The sequence below is a fragment of the Leifsonia sp. fls2-241-R2A-40a genome (genome assembly GCF_030209575.1).
Taxonomy (GTDB): Bacteria; Actinomycetota; Actinomycetes; order Actinomycetales; family Microbacteriaceae; genus Leifsonia.
Genome location: NZ_JARVRS010000001.1, coordinates 1,962,271 through 1,978,773, shown reverse-complemented (window position 1 = coordinate 1,978,773; position 16,503 = coordinate 1,962,271). Strand labels below are relative to the sequence as shown.

General features: G+C 71.9%; 11 protein-coding genes. 4 read left to right on the top strand and 7 right to left on the bottom strand.

What is annotated here, in order from left to right:
* Positions 1 to 15: 15 nt before the first annotated feature.
* The 4 genes from QRN40_RS09860 to QRN40_RS09845 all read right to left on the bottom strand — a co-directional run bounded on the left by QRN40_RS09860 (position 16) and on the right by QRN40_RS09845 (position 6,146).
* A complete protein-coding gene (locus QRN40_RS09860) occupies positions 16 to 1,008 on the bottom strand; it encodes an NAD-dependent epimerase/dehydratase family protein (RefSeq protein WP_285115428.1) in 993 nt (330 codons plus the stop codon).
* Positions 1,005 to 3,677, bottom strand: coding sequence for an alpha/beta fold hydrolase (locus tag QRN40_RS09855; protein ID WP_285115427.1), 2,673 nt, complete (start codon positions 3,675 to 3,677; stop codon positions 1,005 to 1,007). Before QRN40_RS09855 ends, QRN40_RS09860 begins: the two co-directional genes overlap by 4 nt.
* On the bottom strand, positions 3,674 to 4,705 hold the full coding sequence (locus tag QRN40_RS09850; protein ID WP_285115426.1) for a 3-oxoacyl-ACP synthase III: 1,032 nt from the start codon (positions 4,703 to 4,705) through the stop codon (positions 3,674 to 3,676). The genes QRN40_RS09855 and QRN40_RS09850 overlap by 4 nt, the downstream gene beginning before the upstream one ends.
* 73 nt (positions 4,706 to 4,778) lie before the next feature.
* The gene (locus QRN40_RS09845; RefSeq protein ID WP_285115425.1) at positions 4,779 to 6,146 is read right to left on the bottom strand and encodes a flavin monoamine oxidase family protein; all 1,368 of its coding nucleotides are present in this window, start codon (positions 6,144 to 6,146) and stop codon (positions 4,779 to 4,781) included.
* Between the two features lie 191 nt (positions 6,147 to 6,337).
* Between QRN40_RS09845 and QRN40_RS09840 the strand changes: the two genes are divergently transcribed.
* The 3 genes from QRN40_RS09840 to QRN40_RS09830 all read left to right on the top strand — a co-directional run bounded on the left by QRN40_RS09840 (position 6,338) and on the right by QRN40_RS09830 (position 10,896).
* Positions 6,338 to 7,735: an APC family permease gene (locus QRN40_RS09840; RefSeq protein WP_285115424.1), complete on the top strand. Its 1,398-nt coding sequence runs from the start codon at positions 6,338 to 6,340 to the stop codon at positions 7,733 to 7,735.
* Between the two features lie 182 nt (positions 7,736 to 7,917).
* On the top strand, positions 7,918 to 8,559 hold the full coding sequence (locus QRN40_RS09835; protein WP_285115422.1) for a peptidoglycan-binding protein: 642 nt from the start codon (positions 7,918 to 7,920) through the stop codon (positions 8,557 to 8,559).
* A 6-nt stretch (positions 8,560 to 8,565) separates the two neighbouring features.
* Complete coding sequence (locus QRN40_RS09830; protein WP_285115420.1) at positions 8,566 to 10,896, top strand: hypothetical protein; 2,331 nt, start codon at positions 8,566 to 8,568, stop codon at positions 10,894 to 10,896.
* A gap of 38 nt (positions 10,897 to 10,934) precedes the next feature.
* On the opposite strand, the gene QRN40_RS09825 is transcribed toward QRN40_RS09830, so the two are convergent.
* Positions 10,935 to 12,980 (bottom strand): cell wall-binding repeat-containing protein, encoded by a 2,046-nt coding sequence (locus QRN40_RS09825; protein ID WP_285115419.1) that lies wholly within the window; start codon positions 12,978 to 12,980, stop codon positions 10,935 to 10,937.
* A 275-nt stretch (positions 12,981 to 13,255) separates the two neighbouring features.
* Between QRN40_RS09825 and QRN40_RS09820 the strand changes: the two genes are divergently transcribed.
* Complete coding sequence (locus tag QRN40_RS09820; protein ID WP_285115418.1) at positions 13,256 to 13,540, top strand: hypothetical protein; 285 nt, start codon at positions 13,256 to 13,258, stop codon at positions 13,538 to 13,540.
* A 28-nt stretch (positions 13,541 to 13,568) separates the two neighbouring features.
* On the opposite strand, the gene QRN40_RS09815 is transcribed toward QRN40_RS09820, so the two are convergent.
* Both QRN40_RS09815 and QRN40_RS09810 read right to left on the bottom strand, forming a co-directional pair.
* Positions 13,569 to 14,021, bottom strand: a complete 453-nt coding sequence (locus QRN40_RS09815) for an RbsD/FucU family protein (protein WP_285115417.1) — start codon at positions 14,019 to 14,021, stop codon at positions 13,569 to 13,571.
* Positions 14,022 to 14,258: 237 nt separating this feature from the next.
* On the bottom strand, positions 14,259 to 16,493 hold the full coding sequence (locus tag QRN40_RS09810) for an FUSC family protein (protein WP_285115416.1): 2,235 nt from the start codon (positions 16,491 to 16,493) through the stop codon (positions 14,259 to 14,261).
* Positions 16,494 to 16,503 lie beyond the last annotated feature (10 nt).

Below are 16,503 nucleotides of genomic sequence, written 5' to 3'. Positions count from 1 at the left end.
GACGGCGCGCAAACGTCAACCGGCGGCGTACCCACCCCGCTGATCCGCCGACCACCGCGCGAGGGTGGCCAGGCCGTCGTCGATGGTCACCGTCGGCGACCAGCGGAGCTCCTCGCGGGTGCGGCGCTGGTCGAACCAGTGGGCGGTGGAGAGCTGCTCCGCGAGGAAGCGGGTCATCGGCGGTTCGTCGCGTCCGGGCCGGATGCGCCACACGCCCTCGACGGCACCGCCGGCGGCCCGGGCGACGCGCGCCGGCACGTGCCACGACGGAGCGGGGACGCCGCTGGAGGTGCAGATACCGCCAAGCAGTTCGGCGACGGGACGCGGCTCGCCGTTGGTGACCACGTACGCGCGCCCGTGGACATCCTCGGCGCGGTCGAGGGCGGCGAGGAGCGCGGACACCGCGTTGTCGATGTAGGTGGTGTCGATGAGCGCGGCGCCGGAGCCGATGAGAGGCAGTCTCCGTTGACGCGCGCGTTCAACGATGCGTCCGACCAGTTGCGGATCCCCCGGCCCCCACACCAGGTGCGGACGCACGACGACGACCGCGAACCCCGGCGCGTCGGCCTCCAGCGCCAGGAGCTCGGCGGCCGCCTTGGTGCGCGCGTAGTCTCCGCGTGCGCGAGCGGGGTCCGCCGGACCCGCGCCGTCGCCCACCAGCGAGTCGCCCGCGTGGGCGACCGAGGGCGACGACACGTCGACGAAGCGGTGCACGCCGGCAGCGCGCGCCTCCGCCAGGAGAGTGCGGGTGCCCTCGACGTTGATCCGGTCGAAGTCGGCGACGGGACCGGCCAGCGACACCTTCGCAGCCAGGTGCAGGATCGCGTCGACACCCTCCACCGCGGCGCGGACGCGACCCGGATCCGTCAGGTCGCCGAGCACATCCTGCACGCCGGCCACCCCCGACGGGCGCCGTTGGAAGGTCCGGACCTCGTCGCAGCGGGCGACGAGCGCCTGGGCGACCGCGCCTCCGAGGTAGCCGCTCGCTCCGGTGACCAGGACCCTCACGGCCGGTGCGCCCTTTCGCCGCGGAGCACGGAGTCCGCCCATGCCGCCAGCGCCGTCCGGTCGATCTTGGAGTTGTGGCGGATGTCGGTCGGCAGGGTCGCCACCGTGAGCACGGCCGCAAGTGGATGCGGCGAGGCGTCACGCACCGCTCGGGCGAGGGAGGCGTCGGCGAGACCGGGCCGGGCTCGGGCCTCCGTCTCGACGACCGCGACCAGCGCCTGCACGCCGCGCGGCCCGACGCCGACGAGGGCGGCACGGCGGACGCCCGGGACCGCCTCGATCGCCTGCTCGGCACCGACCGGGGTGACGACGCCTTCGGGGGTCACGAGGACGTGCTGGAGCCGGCCCTCCACCCAGAGCCGGCCCTCTGCATCGAGATGGCCGACGTCGCCCGTGCTGTGGCGGCGCGCGCCGGGGCCTGCGCTGTGCGCCCTCGCGACGCGATCCACGGCCCAGAGCCGGTCGTAGCCATCGCGCAGGTGCGGCGCCTCGACGACGATCTCGCCGGAGATGCCGGGCTCGGTCGTCAGAACGGCGGTCGGTCGGCCGTCGGCATCCAGCGGGCTGATCGCGACGGTCACGCCGGCGACCGGCCGACCGACGCAGACGCCGCCCGGACCTGCCGCGTCAGCGTCGTCCGCAGCCCGGATGCCGTCCAGGGTGATGTCGGTCATCAGCAGCCCCTCGGTCATTCCGTAGGGCGTGTGGGCGGTCGCCTGCGGCATCAGCGCGACGATGCGTTCGAGCAGACGCGCCGGGACGGGTGCCCCGGCCGAGAGGACGGTGCCGATGTGTGCGAGGGCTTCGCGTTGTCCGGCGTCGAGGGCGTCCGCAGTCGCGACCACGTTCGCGAGCGCCGCAGGCGACAGGAACAGCACCGTCGCGTCGGCGGAGCGCGCCGCATCCGCGACGGCGGACGCCGTGAGGGTGCGCGGGGCCGTCACGTCGCCGACCGGGATGACCGACCGAGCCCCGAGCGCCGGTCCGAGCAGCGCGAAGGGGGCGAATCCGGCGACGATCCCGGCGCCCGGGCCGACGTCGTACTGGGCGGCGAGCGCATCTCTCAGGGCACTCAGCTGCGCGTGGGTGTACCGGACGCCCTTCGCCGGACCGGTCGAGCCCGAGGTGAAGAGGACGGCGGCGAGATCCGACGGTGCCGGGGCCGGGAGGGGTGCGCCGCCCGACGAGACGGCGACCCGCTCCCGTCCCAGGCGCAGCAGGTCGCCCAGCGAGTGCTCGACCCCGAGGGATCGCGCCAGCGCGGGCGACAGCGTCGGGACGGAGATACGGCGACCCGGCCAGCCGAGGGCGCGGGCCGCGGCGAGTCCGGGGAGGGCGCCGACGATGACGTCGGTGTGCGCTCCCCGGATAGCCCGGCCGAGACCGCGCACGCCGAGACCGGCATCCGCTACGACGACGACCGTGCCGATCCGGACGGCCGCATACAGCACGGCGGTGAGGTCCGCGGACGGGGGCACCAGCAGGCCGATCCGGTCGCCGGGCCGTACGCCCGCGGCCACCAGGCCGTGCGCCAGCTCGTCGACGCGCCGGGCCAGCAGTGACCAAGAGACGATCCGCGCCGATCCCTCGGGACCAGCGCCCATGTCTATCAGTGCCGGCGCATCGCTGCCCTCGTTCGCCTCGATGGACGCCCACAACGGTTCACTCGACCACTCCCCGGCCGCGCCCTCCGACCGGTGGGATCCGGAGCTGTCGGCGACCGGCCGCGCGGTCCGCTCCCCGAGCCAGTCGAGGACGATCGGCGCGTACCCGATCTCTTCGGCGATGAGGTGCCCCGCGCCTTCGAAGCGATGAACGTGCGCCTGCGGCATGCGCTCCAGCAGGTCGCGCAGGTACGTCTCCCGGAAGACCGGGTCCTGCGGACCCCACAGGATGAGCGCAGGGACGCGCAGGGCGGCGACGCCTGCGGCGATCCGGCCGAGTTCGGCGAAGCTCGGGTGCGACGCATCCACGGGGATGTCGGCGACGAAGTCGCGGATACCGGCCCGACGACCGGACGACGCGTACGGCGACCGGAAGGCGGCGCGCACGTCGGAAGCGAGCCCGGGCCGGGCGAGGGACAGCGTCGTGTCGAGGAACGCGGACGTCTTTTCGGTGGCCACTCCGAGCACGCCCGGAGCGAGCGCGGCCCGCAGCGGTGCCGGGATGGGACGCCCACCCGGATTGTGCACCGCGGTGTTCAGCAGGACGACACCGGCGAGGAGCTCGGGGTGGTCCACCGCCCAGCCGAGGCTGACCGGTCCGCCCCAGTCGTGCCCGACGGTCACAACGGGCCCCCCAAGGCCGAGGGTGTCGGTGAGCGCGCCCAGGTCGGCGACCCGGTCGGCGAGGCGGCGGACGCGGCCGGTGCGCTCCGAGAACCCCATCTCGAGCTGGTCGACCGCGATCACTCGCCACGCCCGCCCGGGATCGATCGTCGCTGCCTCCACGGACTCGGCCACGAGCGCGCGCCACAGGTACGACCACGTGGGATTGCCGTGCACGCACAGCAGGGTGCCCACCGGTGCGACGCCCGCCGCCTCCAGCGCCGGGCCGGTGTCCAGCAGGTGCCACTCGGCGCCGGCGGCCGCGACGATGCGCGAGTGGGCCGGCGTGAGTCCGGGCAGGCCGGGCGGCGGGACGGACGCCCGCGAATGCGGAGCCGTCACCAGGCGAGCTCGAGCATGGACGTGTTCAGCCCGGAGCCCACCCCCATGAGGAGGACGCGGTCGCCGCGCTTCAGCGAGGGAGCCTCCTGGGCCAGCGTGACCGGGATCGACGCGGGCCCCATGTTCCCCAGCGTCGGATACGTGAGCGGGATGCGCGTCCGGTCAAGCTTCACGGCCTTCACGATGGCGTCGGTGTGCACGTCGGACACCTGGTGCATGATGTAGCGGTCCATCTGGGTCCAGTTCCACTGCTTGCGCGCTTCCTTCCAGGCGGCGGTCACGAGGTCCATGCCGCCCCGCAGGAGAGCCTTCGCGTCGGTGAACATGCCGTCGACGCTGCCCACGCACAGGGCGTTGAACTGCGTCGCCGCCCGGGTGACGCCTCCCAGCATCCGGTGACCCTCCGGGTGGCGGTCGGTGCGTCCGATGACCGCGGCCGCCGCGCCGGAGCCGAGGGTCAGGCTCGCGAACTCGCTCATGAAATCGGCGCGCCCGATACCGGCGCGCTGCAGGCGCTCGATCGTGTTCACCTGCACCTGGTCGGCATCCTCGCCGTCCACCACCACCGCGTAGTCGATCTGGCCGGAGTCGATCATCCCGGCGGCCAGGTTCATCCCGTTCACGAAGCCGAGGCACGCGTTGGTCACGTCGAAGTTGATCGCCGACGACCCCAGGCCGAGGCCGTGATGGATGCGCACGGCGACGGAGGGCTCGAGGTGCGGGCGCGTGATGGAGGTGTTGATCAGCAGCCCCACCTGGTCGGGACGCACTCCCGCCTCGGCGAGTGCGCGCCGGCCCGCGTCGACCGCGGCCGAGTCGAAGGTGACCCCGTCCTCCCAGTTGCGCCGCTCACGGACGCCCGCGATCCGCTCCAGCAGCCCGGTCGGCAGTTTCAGCCGCTGAAGTACCGGCAATAAACGGCTCTCGATCTCCTCGGAGGTGGTTACGCGATTCGCCAGTGTGGTGGCAACCGAGAGCAACGAGACGTTGCTGTGCCGGGTGGTTGCATTCCCGAGGAGAGGGGCCATGTCCTCACCATAAGTGTCGAGCGCTGGAAAAGCGTGGGCGTTGACAGTGACCGTTCCGTGAGGTCACCCTCGCTCAGGCCCCCGCGGGCACCAGTGCGGAGGCGATCGCGGCCGCCGTCTCGCGTCCGACGCGGATCGCGCCGTCGACGTGCTGGTAGCCCTTGCCCGCCATATCGCTGCAGGAGAAGTGGATGGGGCCGACGGGTGTGCGCAGGTCGGCGCCGTAGCGGGCGAGGCCGCCCATGTCGAAGCTGGCGGCGTAGGCGCCGCGGGTCCACTCCTCGCTGCCCCAGTCGCTCTCGTAGTACACGACCGGGTCGAGCGCCTTCTCGCCGTAGTAGTGCGACAGCGATTCGAGGATGCGCGCCTTGCGCTCCTCCGGCGTCAACCGGAACACGTCATCCGCCGCCTCGTCGGACACGAAGCCGACGAGCGTGCCGCGCGGGTCGCCGTGATAGCTGTTGTCGTACGCCTCGTGGACGAGCTCGTACGGGCTGAAGGCGGTTCCGCTGTAGCCGAGGTCGCGCCAGAACGGCGTCTCGTAGACCGCGTGGACCTTGATGACGAAGCCCATCGAGAGGTGCTGGTGCAGCTGCTGCTGCCGGCGCGGAAGCGGCGGGTCGTACTGGATGCGGCTGATCAGCACCGGGGGGACGGCCAGGATCGCGAAGCGGGCGCGCACCTCCACGCCGTCGGCGATCGCCGTCACGCCGGACTCGTCCCAGCGGAGGGTGCGCACGGGAGCGCTGAGGTGCACATCCTCGCCGAGTCGCGCAGCGAGGAGCAGCGGAACCTGCTGCAGGCCGCCCTTGACGCGCTTGTCGAGGATGAAGTCGGCGTCCACCAGGTTGGAGAAGCTTCCGGCGCTGGCTGCCATGAGCAGCGCCTGCAGGGCGGAGAAGGCATGTGCGGGCTTGGTGAGCATGGCGCCGGCGATGAACATCCCGATGTTGCGGCGGGCCTCTTCGTCGTCGGTCTGCGTCTCGAGCCAGCGGCGGAACGAGATCTCGTCGAGCTCCTTCGCCCGCGGATGCGCCCACGGCCGGTCGGGATCGATCTCGGCGACGAGGGCGTCCAGCCGCTCGATGAGTCCGACGATCTCCTTCTCCGTGCGCGGCGCGACCGGGAAGATCTCGCCCTCGAAGGTGCGGCGCTCGCCGTTCTCGCCGAGGTAGACGTTGATGCCGTCGCGGTACCGCGAGTACGTCTCGAGCCCGAGGTCGGCGAGGGTCTCGAGCAGCGCATCCTGATCCGGCGAGACCCACTGGCCGCCGATCTCCAGGGTCGCGCCGTCGATGTCGTCGGTCCAGAGCCGGCCGCCCACGCGGTCGCGCGCCTCGAGGACCGCGACGGTCAGGCCGGCCCTCTTCAGTTCGGTCGCGGCGGTGAGGCCCGACGCTCCGGCGCCCACGATGACGACGTCACGTTCGATGGTGGCCATGGTTATCAGCTCCGATATTCGAGAGATTCGATCGAGGGCAGACTATCGATATCGACTGTCGAAATGTCAAATCGATACTGAATCCACACCAAAATCTCGCAAACAGCGATGTGATGGTCTTCGCTCGATTCGGATTTCGCACTTCTGGGCTTTAGGATGGCGCGGTCCCGAAGAAGAGCGAAGGAGCTCGCGTGCCCTCCACCCCCGCACCCAACTCGCTGCGGCGATCCCTCGGCCTCTGGGCGATCGTCGGACTGGGTCTCGGCTACATGACGCCGATGACCGTGTTCGACACGTTCGGCATCGTCACCGGCGAGACGAACGGGGTCGTGCCGGCCGCCTATCTGGTCGCGCTCGTCGCGATGGTGTTCACCGCGATCAGCTACGGCCGCATGACGCGGGTGTTCCCCTCCGCCGGTTCGGCCTACACCTACGCCTCGGAGACCATCCACCCGAACGTCGGCTTCCTGGTGGGCTGGTCGTCGCTGCTCGACTACCTGCTCCTCCCGCTGGTGAATGCGCTCATCGTGCGCCTGTACCTGGAGTCGTTCTTCCCGCAGGTCCCCGGGTGGATCTGGGTGGTCGGCTACGTCGCCCTGATCACCGCGATGAACCTGTTCAGCATGTCGTCGACTTCGCGCGTCAACGGCATCCTGGTCGTCTTCCAGATCGTGCTGATCGGCGTCTTCGTGGTGCTCACCTGGGCGGCGCTCAACTCAGGGGCCGGGAACGGGACGCCGTTCAGCCTGGACCCGCTGGTCCACCAGGGCGTGCACCTCGGCGCGGTGATCGGAGGGGCGACGGTCGTCTGCTTCTCGTTCATCGGCTTCGACGCCATCACCATGTACACGGAGGAGGCGAAGGATGCGCGCACCGTCCCCCGTGCGATCGTGCTGGCCCTGCTGATCGGCGGCGCCATCTTCCTCATCGCGGCGTGGTTCGCGCAGTCGCGCTTCCCGACCACGGCCGGGTTCCACTTCACCGACGACACGCTGCCCGAGATCGCGCTGAAGACCGGCGGCCTGTTCTTCCAGATCCTGTTCATCTCGGCCGCCGTCGCCGCGGCCGTCGCGTCGAGCCTTGCGTCGCACGCGAGCGTCTCCCGCATGATCTACGTCATGGCCCGCAACGGCAGCGGCCGCGTCTCGCGGACCCTCGCGTACATCCACCCGCGCTTCCGCACCCCGGCGACGGCCGTGCTGCTCGTCGGCGTCGTCTCGCTGCTCGCCGCCGCCTTCACCCTCGAGTTCGTCTCGTCGATGATCAACTTCGGCGCCCTCATCGCGTTCACCGTCGTCAACGCGACGGTCATCATCCACTTCGCCATCCGTCGCCGGGAGCGGCGCGGTGCGAAGCAGGTGGTCCGCAACATCGTGCTGCCCGGCATCGGGATGCTGCTGACCGGTGTTCTCTGGGCGAACCTCCACCTGGATGCGCTCACCTACGGGATCGTCTGGCTGACCATCGGCATCATCACCCTGTTGGTGCTGACGCGGGCCTTCCGGAAGCCGCTGCGCGCGAAGCTCGACGAGGACGGAGACGCCGCGATCATCACGCGTGAGGGCGCACCGTCGGAGGCGGCGCGGTAGGACCTGGCTCTCGCGCGGGGCGCGGAGGCGCCGGCCGAATCCGCGGAATTCCGCGCTTCTTACCATGATCCTTCACACAGCGAAACGGTCTTCCTGAGCGTCTCGAGGCCGGCGTAACTTCCGCCGGGAGCGCGCAGAAGGCCTGCGCCCACCAGGGCTCGTGCCCGGAGACGGAGTCGCACGTGAACGACGAACAGAACGATGACCTGCAGCCGCTGTCGGCCGACGAACTGGCCGCCGAGGGGGTCACGGCCCTCCCCGACAAAGAGGTCGCCTCGATCCTCGACCTCAACGCCGACCTGAACCTCGGGCTCGGCCTCGCGGCCCCGGTCGACCTGGGTGTCGCGGCCAACGCCAACGTCGCCGCCCCCGTCGAGGCGTCGGCGGGTGCGAACGTGCTCTCCGCCGGGTCGACAGCGGTGGCCGGCGCGGACCAGTCCGCCGCCATCGGTCAGGGCATCACCGGAGACGCGATCGCCCACTCCGACCAGGCCAGCACGCTGACGCCGGCCGATGCAACCACGGCCGCGCCGACGCCGGATCCCGCCCCGGCGGCGACCACGACCCCGGGCTCGCTCACCGACGGCAGCCTGCTCAACGTCGACCTCAACCTCGACGCCAACGCCAACCTCGACGCCCCCGTCAACGGAGCGATCGCGGCCAACGCCAATGTCGCGGCCCCGATCGATGCGAGCGTCGCCGCCAACATCGGATCGATCGACAGCCAGGCCGCGGCGGTCTCGCACCAGGACGCGGTCATCAACCAGAACATCACGGGCTCCGCCGACGCGACTGCCGGCCAGCAGTCGACGATCCAGCAGTAGCCGACAGTGACGGTCACCCCCGAGCGCAGCCCCGCCCAGGGGCAGCGCCCCTCCGCGGACTCGCCCGGTGCGGAAGGCGCGGACCGGGACGCTCACGTCCCGGTCCGCGCCGACGGCGTGCAGCTGCTCGGCTCCCTGCGCGGCTCCGGCTACCGCGAGCCGCCGGCGCTGGTACGGCGCTCAGACGGTCAGACGCTGCAGCTCACACCGCTCCTCTACGCGATCCTGGATGAGATCGACGGCCGGAGCAGCAGTGCCGACGTGGCGGCCCGAGCATCCGACCGGGTCGGACGGCTGGTCGGCGCCGACGACGTGGATGCGCTGATCGACTCGTCGCTGCGCCCGCTGGGCCTGCTGACCCGCGCCGACGGGTCCCAGCCCGAGCTCAAGCGCTCCGATCCGCTGCTCGCGCTGCGCCTGCGGAAGGAGATCGTCGACCCGGAGGCGACCCGTCGCGTGACGGCGCCGTTCGCCGCGCTGTTCCATCCGCTCGCCGTCATCCCCGTGCTCTGCCTGTTCGTGGCGGCGTGCTGGTGGCTGCTCGCCGTCCAGGGGCTGGCGGGCGCCACCTACCAGGCGTTCCAGGACCCGGGCGTTCTGCTCCTGATCGTCGCGGTGACCATCGTGTCGGCCGGTTTCCACGAGTTCGGCCATGCCGCCGCCGCCCGGTACGGAGGCGCGACGCCGGGCAGGATGGGCGTCGGGCTCTACCTGTTCTGGCCCGCCTTCTTCACCGACGTGACCGACTCGTACCGGCTCGGACGGGCGGGCCGCGTGCGCACCGACCTCGGCGGCCTGTACTTCAACGCGATCGTCGCCGTCGTCATCGTCGGCGTCTGGTGGGTCACCCGGTACGACGCACTGCTGCTCGTCGTCGTGACCCAGCTCCTCCAGATGCTGCACCAGCTGCTGCCCATGGTGCGATTCGACGGCTACCACGTGCTCGCCGACCTGACCGGCGTTCCGGACCTGTTCCAGCGCATCCGGCCGACCCTCCTCGGGCTGCTCCCCTGGCGGTGGAACCGGCCCGAGTCGCGGATGCTCAAGCCGTGGGCGCGCGCCGTCGTGAGCGTCTGGGTGCTCACCGTCGTGCCGCTGCTGATCTTCTCGCTGGCCATGATGGTGCTGACCCTTCCCCGGGTCCTCGCCACCGCCTGGGTCGCGCTCTCCGAGCGCGGGCACACAGTGGCCGGCGCGTTCGGGCGCGGGGATGCGACCGCGGGTGCGGCGCAACTCGTGCTGATGGCCGCGACCGCACTGCCCGTGCTCGGCACCCTCTACATCCTGCTGCGCCTGGCGCGATCCGGACTGGCGCGGATGTGGACCTCGACCCGAGGCCGACCGGTCCGCCGCGGGATCGCCGCGGCCACGGTGCTCGCCCTGATCGCCGGTCTCGCCTGGGCCTGGTGGCCGGCGCCGCAGACCTACCGGCCCATCCAGGCGTACGAGCGCGGCACGATCTCGGACATCATCGCCCCCGCGCAGTACCGTCCCGGCCACCTGTCGGCCGGGTCCTCGGGACAGGTGCAGACCATCTGGACGGGAGGCTCGCGGCCCACCGCCGATCATCCGCAGTTGGCCATGGTGCTCCTCCCCCGCACGACGAACGCCCCGTCGTGGGTGTTCCCGTTCGACAAGCCGCTGCCCCCGCGTCCCGGCGACAACCAGGCGCTCGCGGTGAACACCACCGACGGCTCGGTGCTCTACGACGTCGCCTTCGCCCTGGTCTGGGTGACGGACGGCGCGTCGGCGCTGAACACCAACGGCGCCTACGCCTTCGCCAAATGCTCCGGCTGCACGACCGTCGCCGTCGGCTTCCAGGTCGTGCTGGTGGTCGGGCAGTCGGACGTCGTCGTTCCGCAGAACCTGTCGGTGGCCGCGAACTACGGCTGCCTGAACTGCCTCACCGCCGCGCTCGCGGAACAACTGGTGATCACCCTCAGCGGACCGCCGAGCGCGGAAACGGTCGCGAGCCTCAACGCGCTGTGGGCGCAGATCATGGCGTTCTCGAAGAACCTCGGGGGCCTCTCGATGACCGAGGTCCAGGCCCAGCTGCAGCAGTTCGAGCAGCAGCTCAAGGCCGTCATCCAGAAGGACCCGTCCGCGACTCCCGCCACCGGCAGCACTCCGGCGCCGACGGCGCCGCCCACGAGCACGGCGACCCCTGCCCCCGGCAGCGGACCGACGGCCGCGCCCGGGACCGACGCCACAGCTCCCCCGGCCGCGCCGGGCAGCACGCCCGGCCCGGCCGGAACGCCCGCGGCCTCGCCCGAGCCGTCCGCCGAGGCCACCGCGCCCGCCGAACCGTCGACCCCGACGGCGACTCCTACGCCGTAGGGCGGATCAGCCGGCCGGCGGGGCGACGTCCCGGGACCTCACCCGACGCAGGGGGTGAGTGCCGCGGTGGATGCGGTGAGCACCGCCGGTCCGCCGATCAGGGTCACGGTGCCGATCCTCAGCCGACCTAGGTCGGCGAGGACTCCGCGCGGAACGCACGAGCCCGGCGCGAGGTAGAGCGGCGAGGAGGTGGTGGCCGCCCAGGTCGTCGCCGACAGGGCGTCCGGGAATCCGAACCCGGTGGCCAGGACGGCGGTCGAGGCGTGGGTGTACGCGTGCTCGTTGACGGCCTGCGCCGTCGCGTACCGGTCGGAGCCCGCGAGCCGGGCGACCGTGTAACCGGCATGGGTGAGCGACGTGGCGATCCCCGCCGACACCGCCGCGGTGCCGCCGACCAGCTCGACGTTCTTCGCCTTCAGCGTCGACAGGAGGGACGCCGTCGCCGCATCGACACTGCTCGCCGCACCGTCGACCAGGAGGATCGGCGCGCCCTGCGCGCCCGCGGCCCCGCCGGCGGCGAGCGCGTCCGGGAAGTTCGAGCCGGACGCGAGGTACACCGTGCCCGCGGTCGTGAAGGCGCCCGCGACCACCGTGCGCGAGGTGGCGAACCGGTCGTCCCCGGCCGCACGCGCGATGGTCGCTCCCGGGGCGATCGCACGCAGCTGGGCGAGCACGTCATCCGAGACGGATGCGGGGCCGCCGACGACCACGATCGTCGCGGGCGTGAGGCGCTTCACCTCGGCGGCGACGTCGCCGGGAAGGGCGTACGGGGCGGACAGCAGCAGCGGACCCCCGCGCTTCGCAGCGGCAGGACCGGCCGCGAGGGCGTCCGGGTAGTTGGCTCCGGAGGCGATGTAGACCACGGGCGCGGTGCCGGGAAACGCGCGCTGCGAGACCGCGACGGACGTCGCGTAGCGATCGCCGCCGGCGACGCGGGCCACTCCGAACAGACGGAGCGCCGCGATGGTCGTATTGCCGGCCATGGCTCCCGAGACGAATGCCGTTCCGGTCGTCGTGTCCAGCGCCAGACCAGCGGGAGTGGGGAGCGGGCTGCTCGCGACGATCGCACGGGAGGCGGTGCTGATCGCGAGCAGCTCGTTGACCGTGCCCCCCTCGAACGGCTGCGAGATGGCGACGAAGAGCGTGCCGAGGTTCGGGTCGACCTCGAGCGACTCTCCTCCGGCGGGGAGGGCGATGGTCGCGGTCGCCGCAGCGGCGCCGCGCGGCACCGCGGCCAGTGCATACCCGGCGGGTGTCCGCTGCGAGACGTAGACCGTGCCCGACGCGGAGTCGACGGTCAGATTGTTCGGGAGCCCACTGAGCGGGATGGTCGCGGTCACCGCGTTCGAGGCGGCGCTGATCGCGTACAGCGATGAGCCCGACAGACCCTCGCCCACGGCATAGACGATGCCGGCGGCCGAATCGACGGCGACCGCTCTCGCCCCCTGCGTCGTAGACGGCAGCGAGATGACGGTGGGCGTGACGGTCGTCCCTCCCACGGCGGTCGAGATCTGGGCCGCGGTCAGGACCTGGAGGGACGGAACGCTCGTGCCGCCCTGGAGAAGACCCCCGGGGACGTAGACGGATCCGGTCGATGGGTCGACGGCGATCCCGGCGTTGCCGCTGGCGCCGACGACCTGGAAGACGCCCAGCGGGATCGTGGCGACGTGGGCCTTCGTGCTGCTGCTGATCACCCACAGAGCCGACGTACCTGCGTTGATGTCGCTGACGGTGACGTACACGAAGCCGCGGGCGGCGTCGATCGAGACGCCGTTCGGGATGTGCGGCAGCGCGACGCTGCTCGTCACCGTGCGCGTCGCCGAATCGATCACCGCCAGGCTGCTGTGGCTGCCGCCCTCCTCGAGCGCGTACAGCGCGTGATGCGCAGCATCCACCGCCATGTTCGGCACGGTCGCGAACGTGTCCCCGCCGTTCGGGGCTGTGACGGAACCGATGACCGCGAGCGTGGGCGTCGTGCCCGGAACCGCGCCGGCCGGAGCCGCGCCGAGTCCGGCCAGGACGACCGCTGCGGCGGCCGCGACTGCGGCGGCAAGCCGCCCGAAAATGCTGCTATTACGTGACATCCACGTCCCCCCAGGGTTCTGCGCTCGAGACCGAGCCAGGCGCGATTATTGCAGTCATGCACCTGGCTGGGCCGCTCACGCCACGAGGGAGCGACCTACCATGAAAGAACTCTCAGTGACGCCCGCGTCAGGACCGTGGGGTTCGCTTACAGAACGTCCGCTTCCCTGGCCGTGTGGAGGCAGCGGGGTTACCATCCAACAAGCATCGCCGAGCGTGCCTGCGCCCCCGACGCTGTCGTGAGAGTCCTCACGACGTGCAATCTGGGAGTAAGCCCGTGGCAAGTTATCTCGTGAACATCGCCGGCCGGCGTTTCGTCGCCGACGAGGACGACATCGACCGCGTGCGCGAGCAGATCCTCAGCGCGGTGCGCTCGGGAGGCGGGTTCATCACCCTGACCTCCGCCGGCGCGCAGATCGAGGTACTGGTCCGGCCGGGCGCCCCCGTCTCCATCGAGAAGAGGCCGGAGCCCGAGCAGGACGAGGAGCTCACCGCGGCAGGCGCGTCCACGATGGAGTCGGTGGGTCCGCCCACCGACGAGTTCGACGAATGGGGTATCTGAGTCGTCGAACCCGCCGGGGAAGCGGCGCTCAGGCCGCCTGACGCTCCGGGACGGCGAGCAGCTCGACCAGCTCGTGCTGGCTGCCGCCGGTGCAGGCGAAGAAGGTGAACTCGGCCGGGGAGTCGACGACGAGCGTCAGCTCGACGTTGTCCCAGACCTCGGAGGGGACCTCGAGGAGGCGGCCCATCTCGAAGGAACGTCGCTCGGCGTCGCGGGCGGAACCCTGCACGGCGAAGAACGCGTCGAGCGCGTCGTCGTCGGCAGCGTCAGCCAGCCAGCCGATGATCGGCTCGGCCTGGCTGCTCAGCGGGACCGCCTGGAACAGCGCGGGCGCCATCCGGTCGAGCGGGGCGTCGACGGTGATCGTGTCGGCGGTGCCGGGAGCCGCAACGGACGTGATCGCGATCCAGCCTCCCGGTTTCACCGCCTCGAGGGCGGACAGAAGGGGACCTTGAATGATGGGATCGATGTTTCGCAGCATGGAAGCTCGGGTACTTTCCATAAAAAAGCGCAAACGTTGATGTGATGACGCACTGGGCATCAGCGTCGACGGTAACGGATGATCGGGTAAGCCGTCTGCGATCTCTCGTCGACGGTGCATCCCCCCAACGGTTCGGGGCCGGTGGGGTTGGGATAAACAGTACCGGTCTGTCCACCAAAGTGCGGACCCCAAGATGGGGGTCAATTTCGGGGGTCGCGCGGATCGCCCCCAGGGGCCTCAGGCGCCGGGTGGGGCGCCCGGAGCGACAATGGCCCGCTCGAGCCGGCGGACGACCTCCAGGTAGTCCGCGGTCCAGATGATGCGTACCGCGGTGGCCGTCGCACCGCTCGGGTCGGCCGCCTCGCCGAGCACCGCGGCAGCGAGGGCGCTCTCCGCCGATGGGTCGGCATGGTCGGGGACGGGGAGAGGGTCGCGCGCGGTCAGGGCGTCGGAAAGCGAGCGGTACCAGCCCTCGAGACGACCCAGCCGCGCATCCAGCGCGTCACGCGCCGCACTCCGGTCGCCGTCCCCCGCCGGCTGCCCGCGCCACAGCTCGACGATGGCATCGGCGGCCAGACGCACCCCCGCCACGCCGGTCGCCAGCGCCGAGACCTCGGCGAGCGGGCGCTGCTTCGTGCCGCGCTCGGTCAGGTAGGTGCGGAAGGCGTCGTCGAGCCGGCGGGAGGCGGCGGCGGCCTCCAGGGACTGCTGCCTCGGCTCGGAGCGGTGCGGCGCCGTCCGGTCGCAGCGCGTCATCCCGTAGGCGACGGCCGCACGCAGGTACTCCATGCTCGCCAGGTAGGCGTCGCCCACGGCGGACCGGAGCGACGCGGAGGCCCCGCGGGGCCAGAACAGGACGCCGACGACCAGGCTCACCGCACAGCCGAGCGCGATGTCCTCGATCCGGATGAGACCGACGGTCCAGCCGGTGGGCGCGATCACGTTGAAAAGCAGGACGAGCACGATCGTGAAGGCCGCCTGACCGGCCGCGAACGAGATCGCAGCGGGCGCGATCCCCGCGATGAGGATCGCCGGAGGGAGCACCAGCCAGAGCACGACCGGATTCGCCCCGATCACGAACAGCGCCGCGGCCCCGACGATCACTCCGACCACGGTGCCGATGACCCCGCGCAGAGCGGTCTGCCCCGTGCTGAGCGCACTCGAGCGGAGCACCGACATGGTGCCGAGGACGACCCAGAACGAGTGCTCGACGCCGGTGAGCTTCGCGAGCAGCACCGCGAGTCCGAGGCCGATCGCCCCACGGATGCTGTTGCGCAGCCACACCGAATTCGGGCCGACGAAGCCGGTGGCGCGCTCCGTCGCCGCGGCGAGCGGACCGCTGAGGCCGCCCGGCTGGCGGCCGAGCATCCGCTGCCACCACGTCCGGCGCTCGGCGCGCGCGGTGAGGGCGATGTTCCCGGCGACGGTCGCGACGGCGTAGGCGAGCTCCTGGGCCCGGAAGCCGGGGCCCAGCGCCGCGGCGAACTCCTCCGCAGCCTGGATGCCGCCCGTGCCCGGCGGCATCGGGGCGGGCGCGAGCGTGGCGACCTCGACCCGGCTGCGCTCGTCGGCGAGGCGCGCGAGCGCTGCCTCCAGAGCCGTCGGGTCGCCGCCGTGCTGACCGAGGAGGACAGCGCCCTCGTCGAGCACCTCCGCCGCAGCGGTCCGCATGCGCCAGGCGGCGGCATCGGCCGGCAGTCCGGCGTCGGGGTCGCGGCCGTGGCGGGCGAACTGGGCGATCACCGCATCCAGCCAGGTCAGCTCGTCGACCAGCCGGACGACGGTGCGGGCGGGCGCGCTCAGGCCGGTCGGCCGGTAGGGCGCGGCGAGGAAGGTCCGCTGCAGCGCGGCGACCGATGAGTCGCCCCCGGGAACGGCGACGTCCGGCCCGGGCGCGGGCACGACGCCGTCGGCGCGCAACCGCGCAGCGAGTGCCCGGCACGCCTCCATCGCCGGGCCGCGCAACGGCTCGCGCACCGGCGCCGGCCACAACAGGGAGACGGCGAGGACGCTCACCGCGGCGGCGATACCCCAGCCGAGCAGCCGCGGCCCGATCGAGGCGGCGGTTCCGGAGAGCGTCACCGGAAGGACGAAGGCCAGCAGCAGCGACGTGCCGGACGACGCGATCACCGAGCTCACGGAGCCCGCGAACAGCACGCCGAACGCCACCACGGCCATCGCCACCGCCGACAGCCAGAGCTGCGTCGAGGCCAGCGTGCCCAGGCAGATGAGGACCGCCCCGGCCAGCGCCAGCGCGACCTGGGCCTGGATGCGCTCGCGCACGGGACCGCCGAAGTCGACGAACAGCAGCATCGCGAAGGCGCCGAACGCCCCGAAGAGGGCGATCTCCGGATTCCCGAGCACCCGGCTGCCGAGGAGGAACAGGAGCGGCACGGCGATCGCGGCACGCCCGGCCCGGCGCAGCGCGCTGTACCCCGGGTCGTGCCGGCCCAGCCACGTCAGAACCCGCACGCGGCCTCCT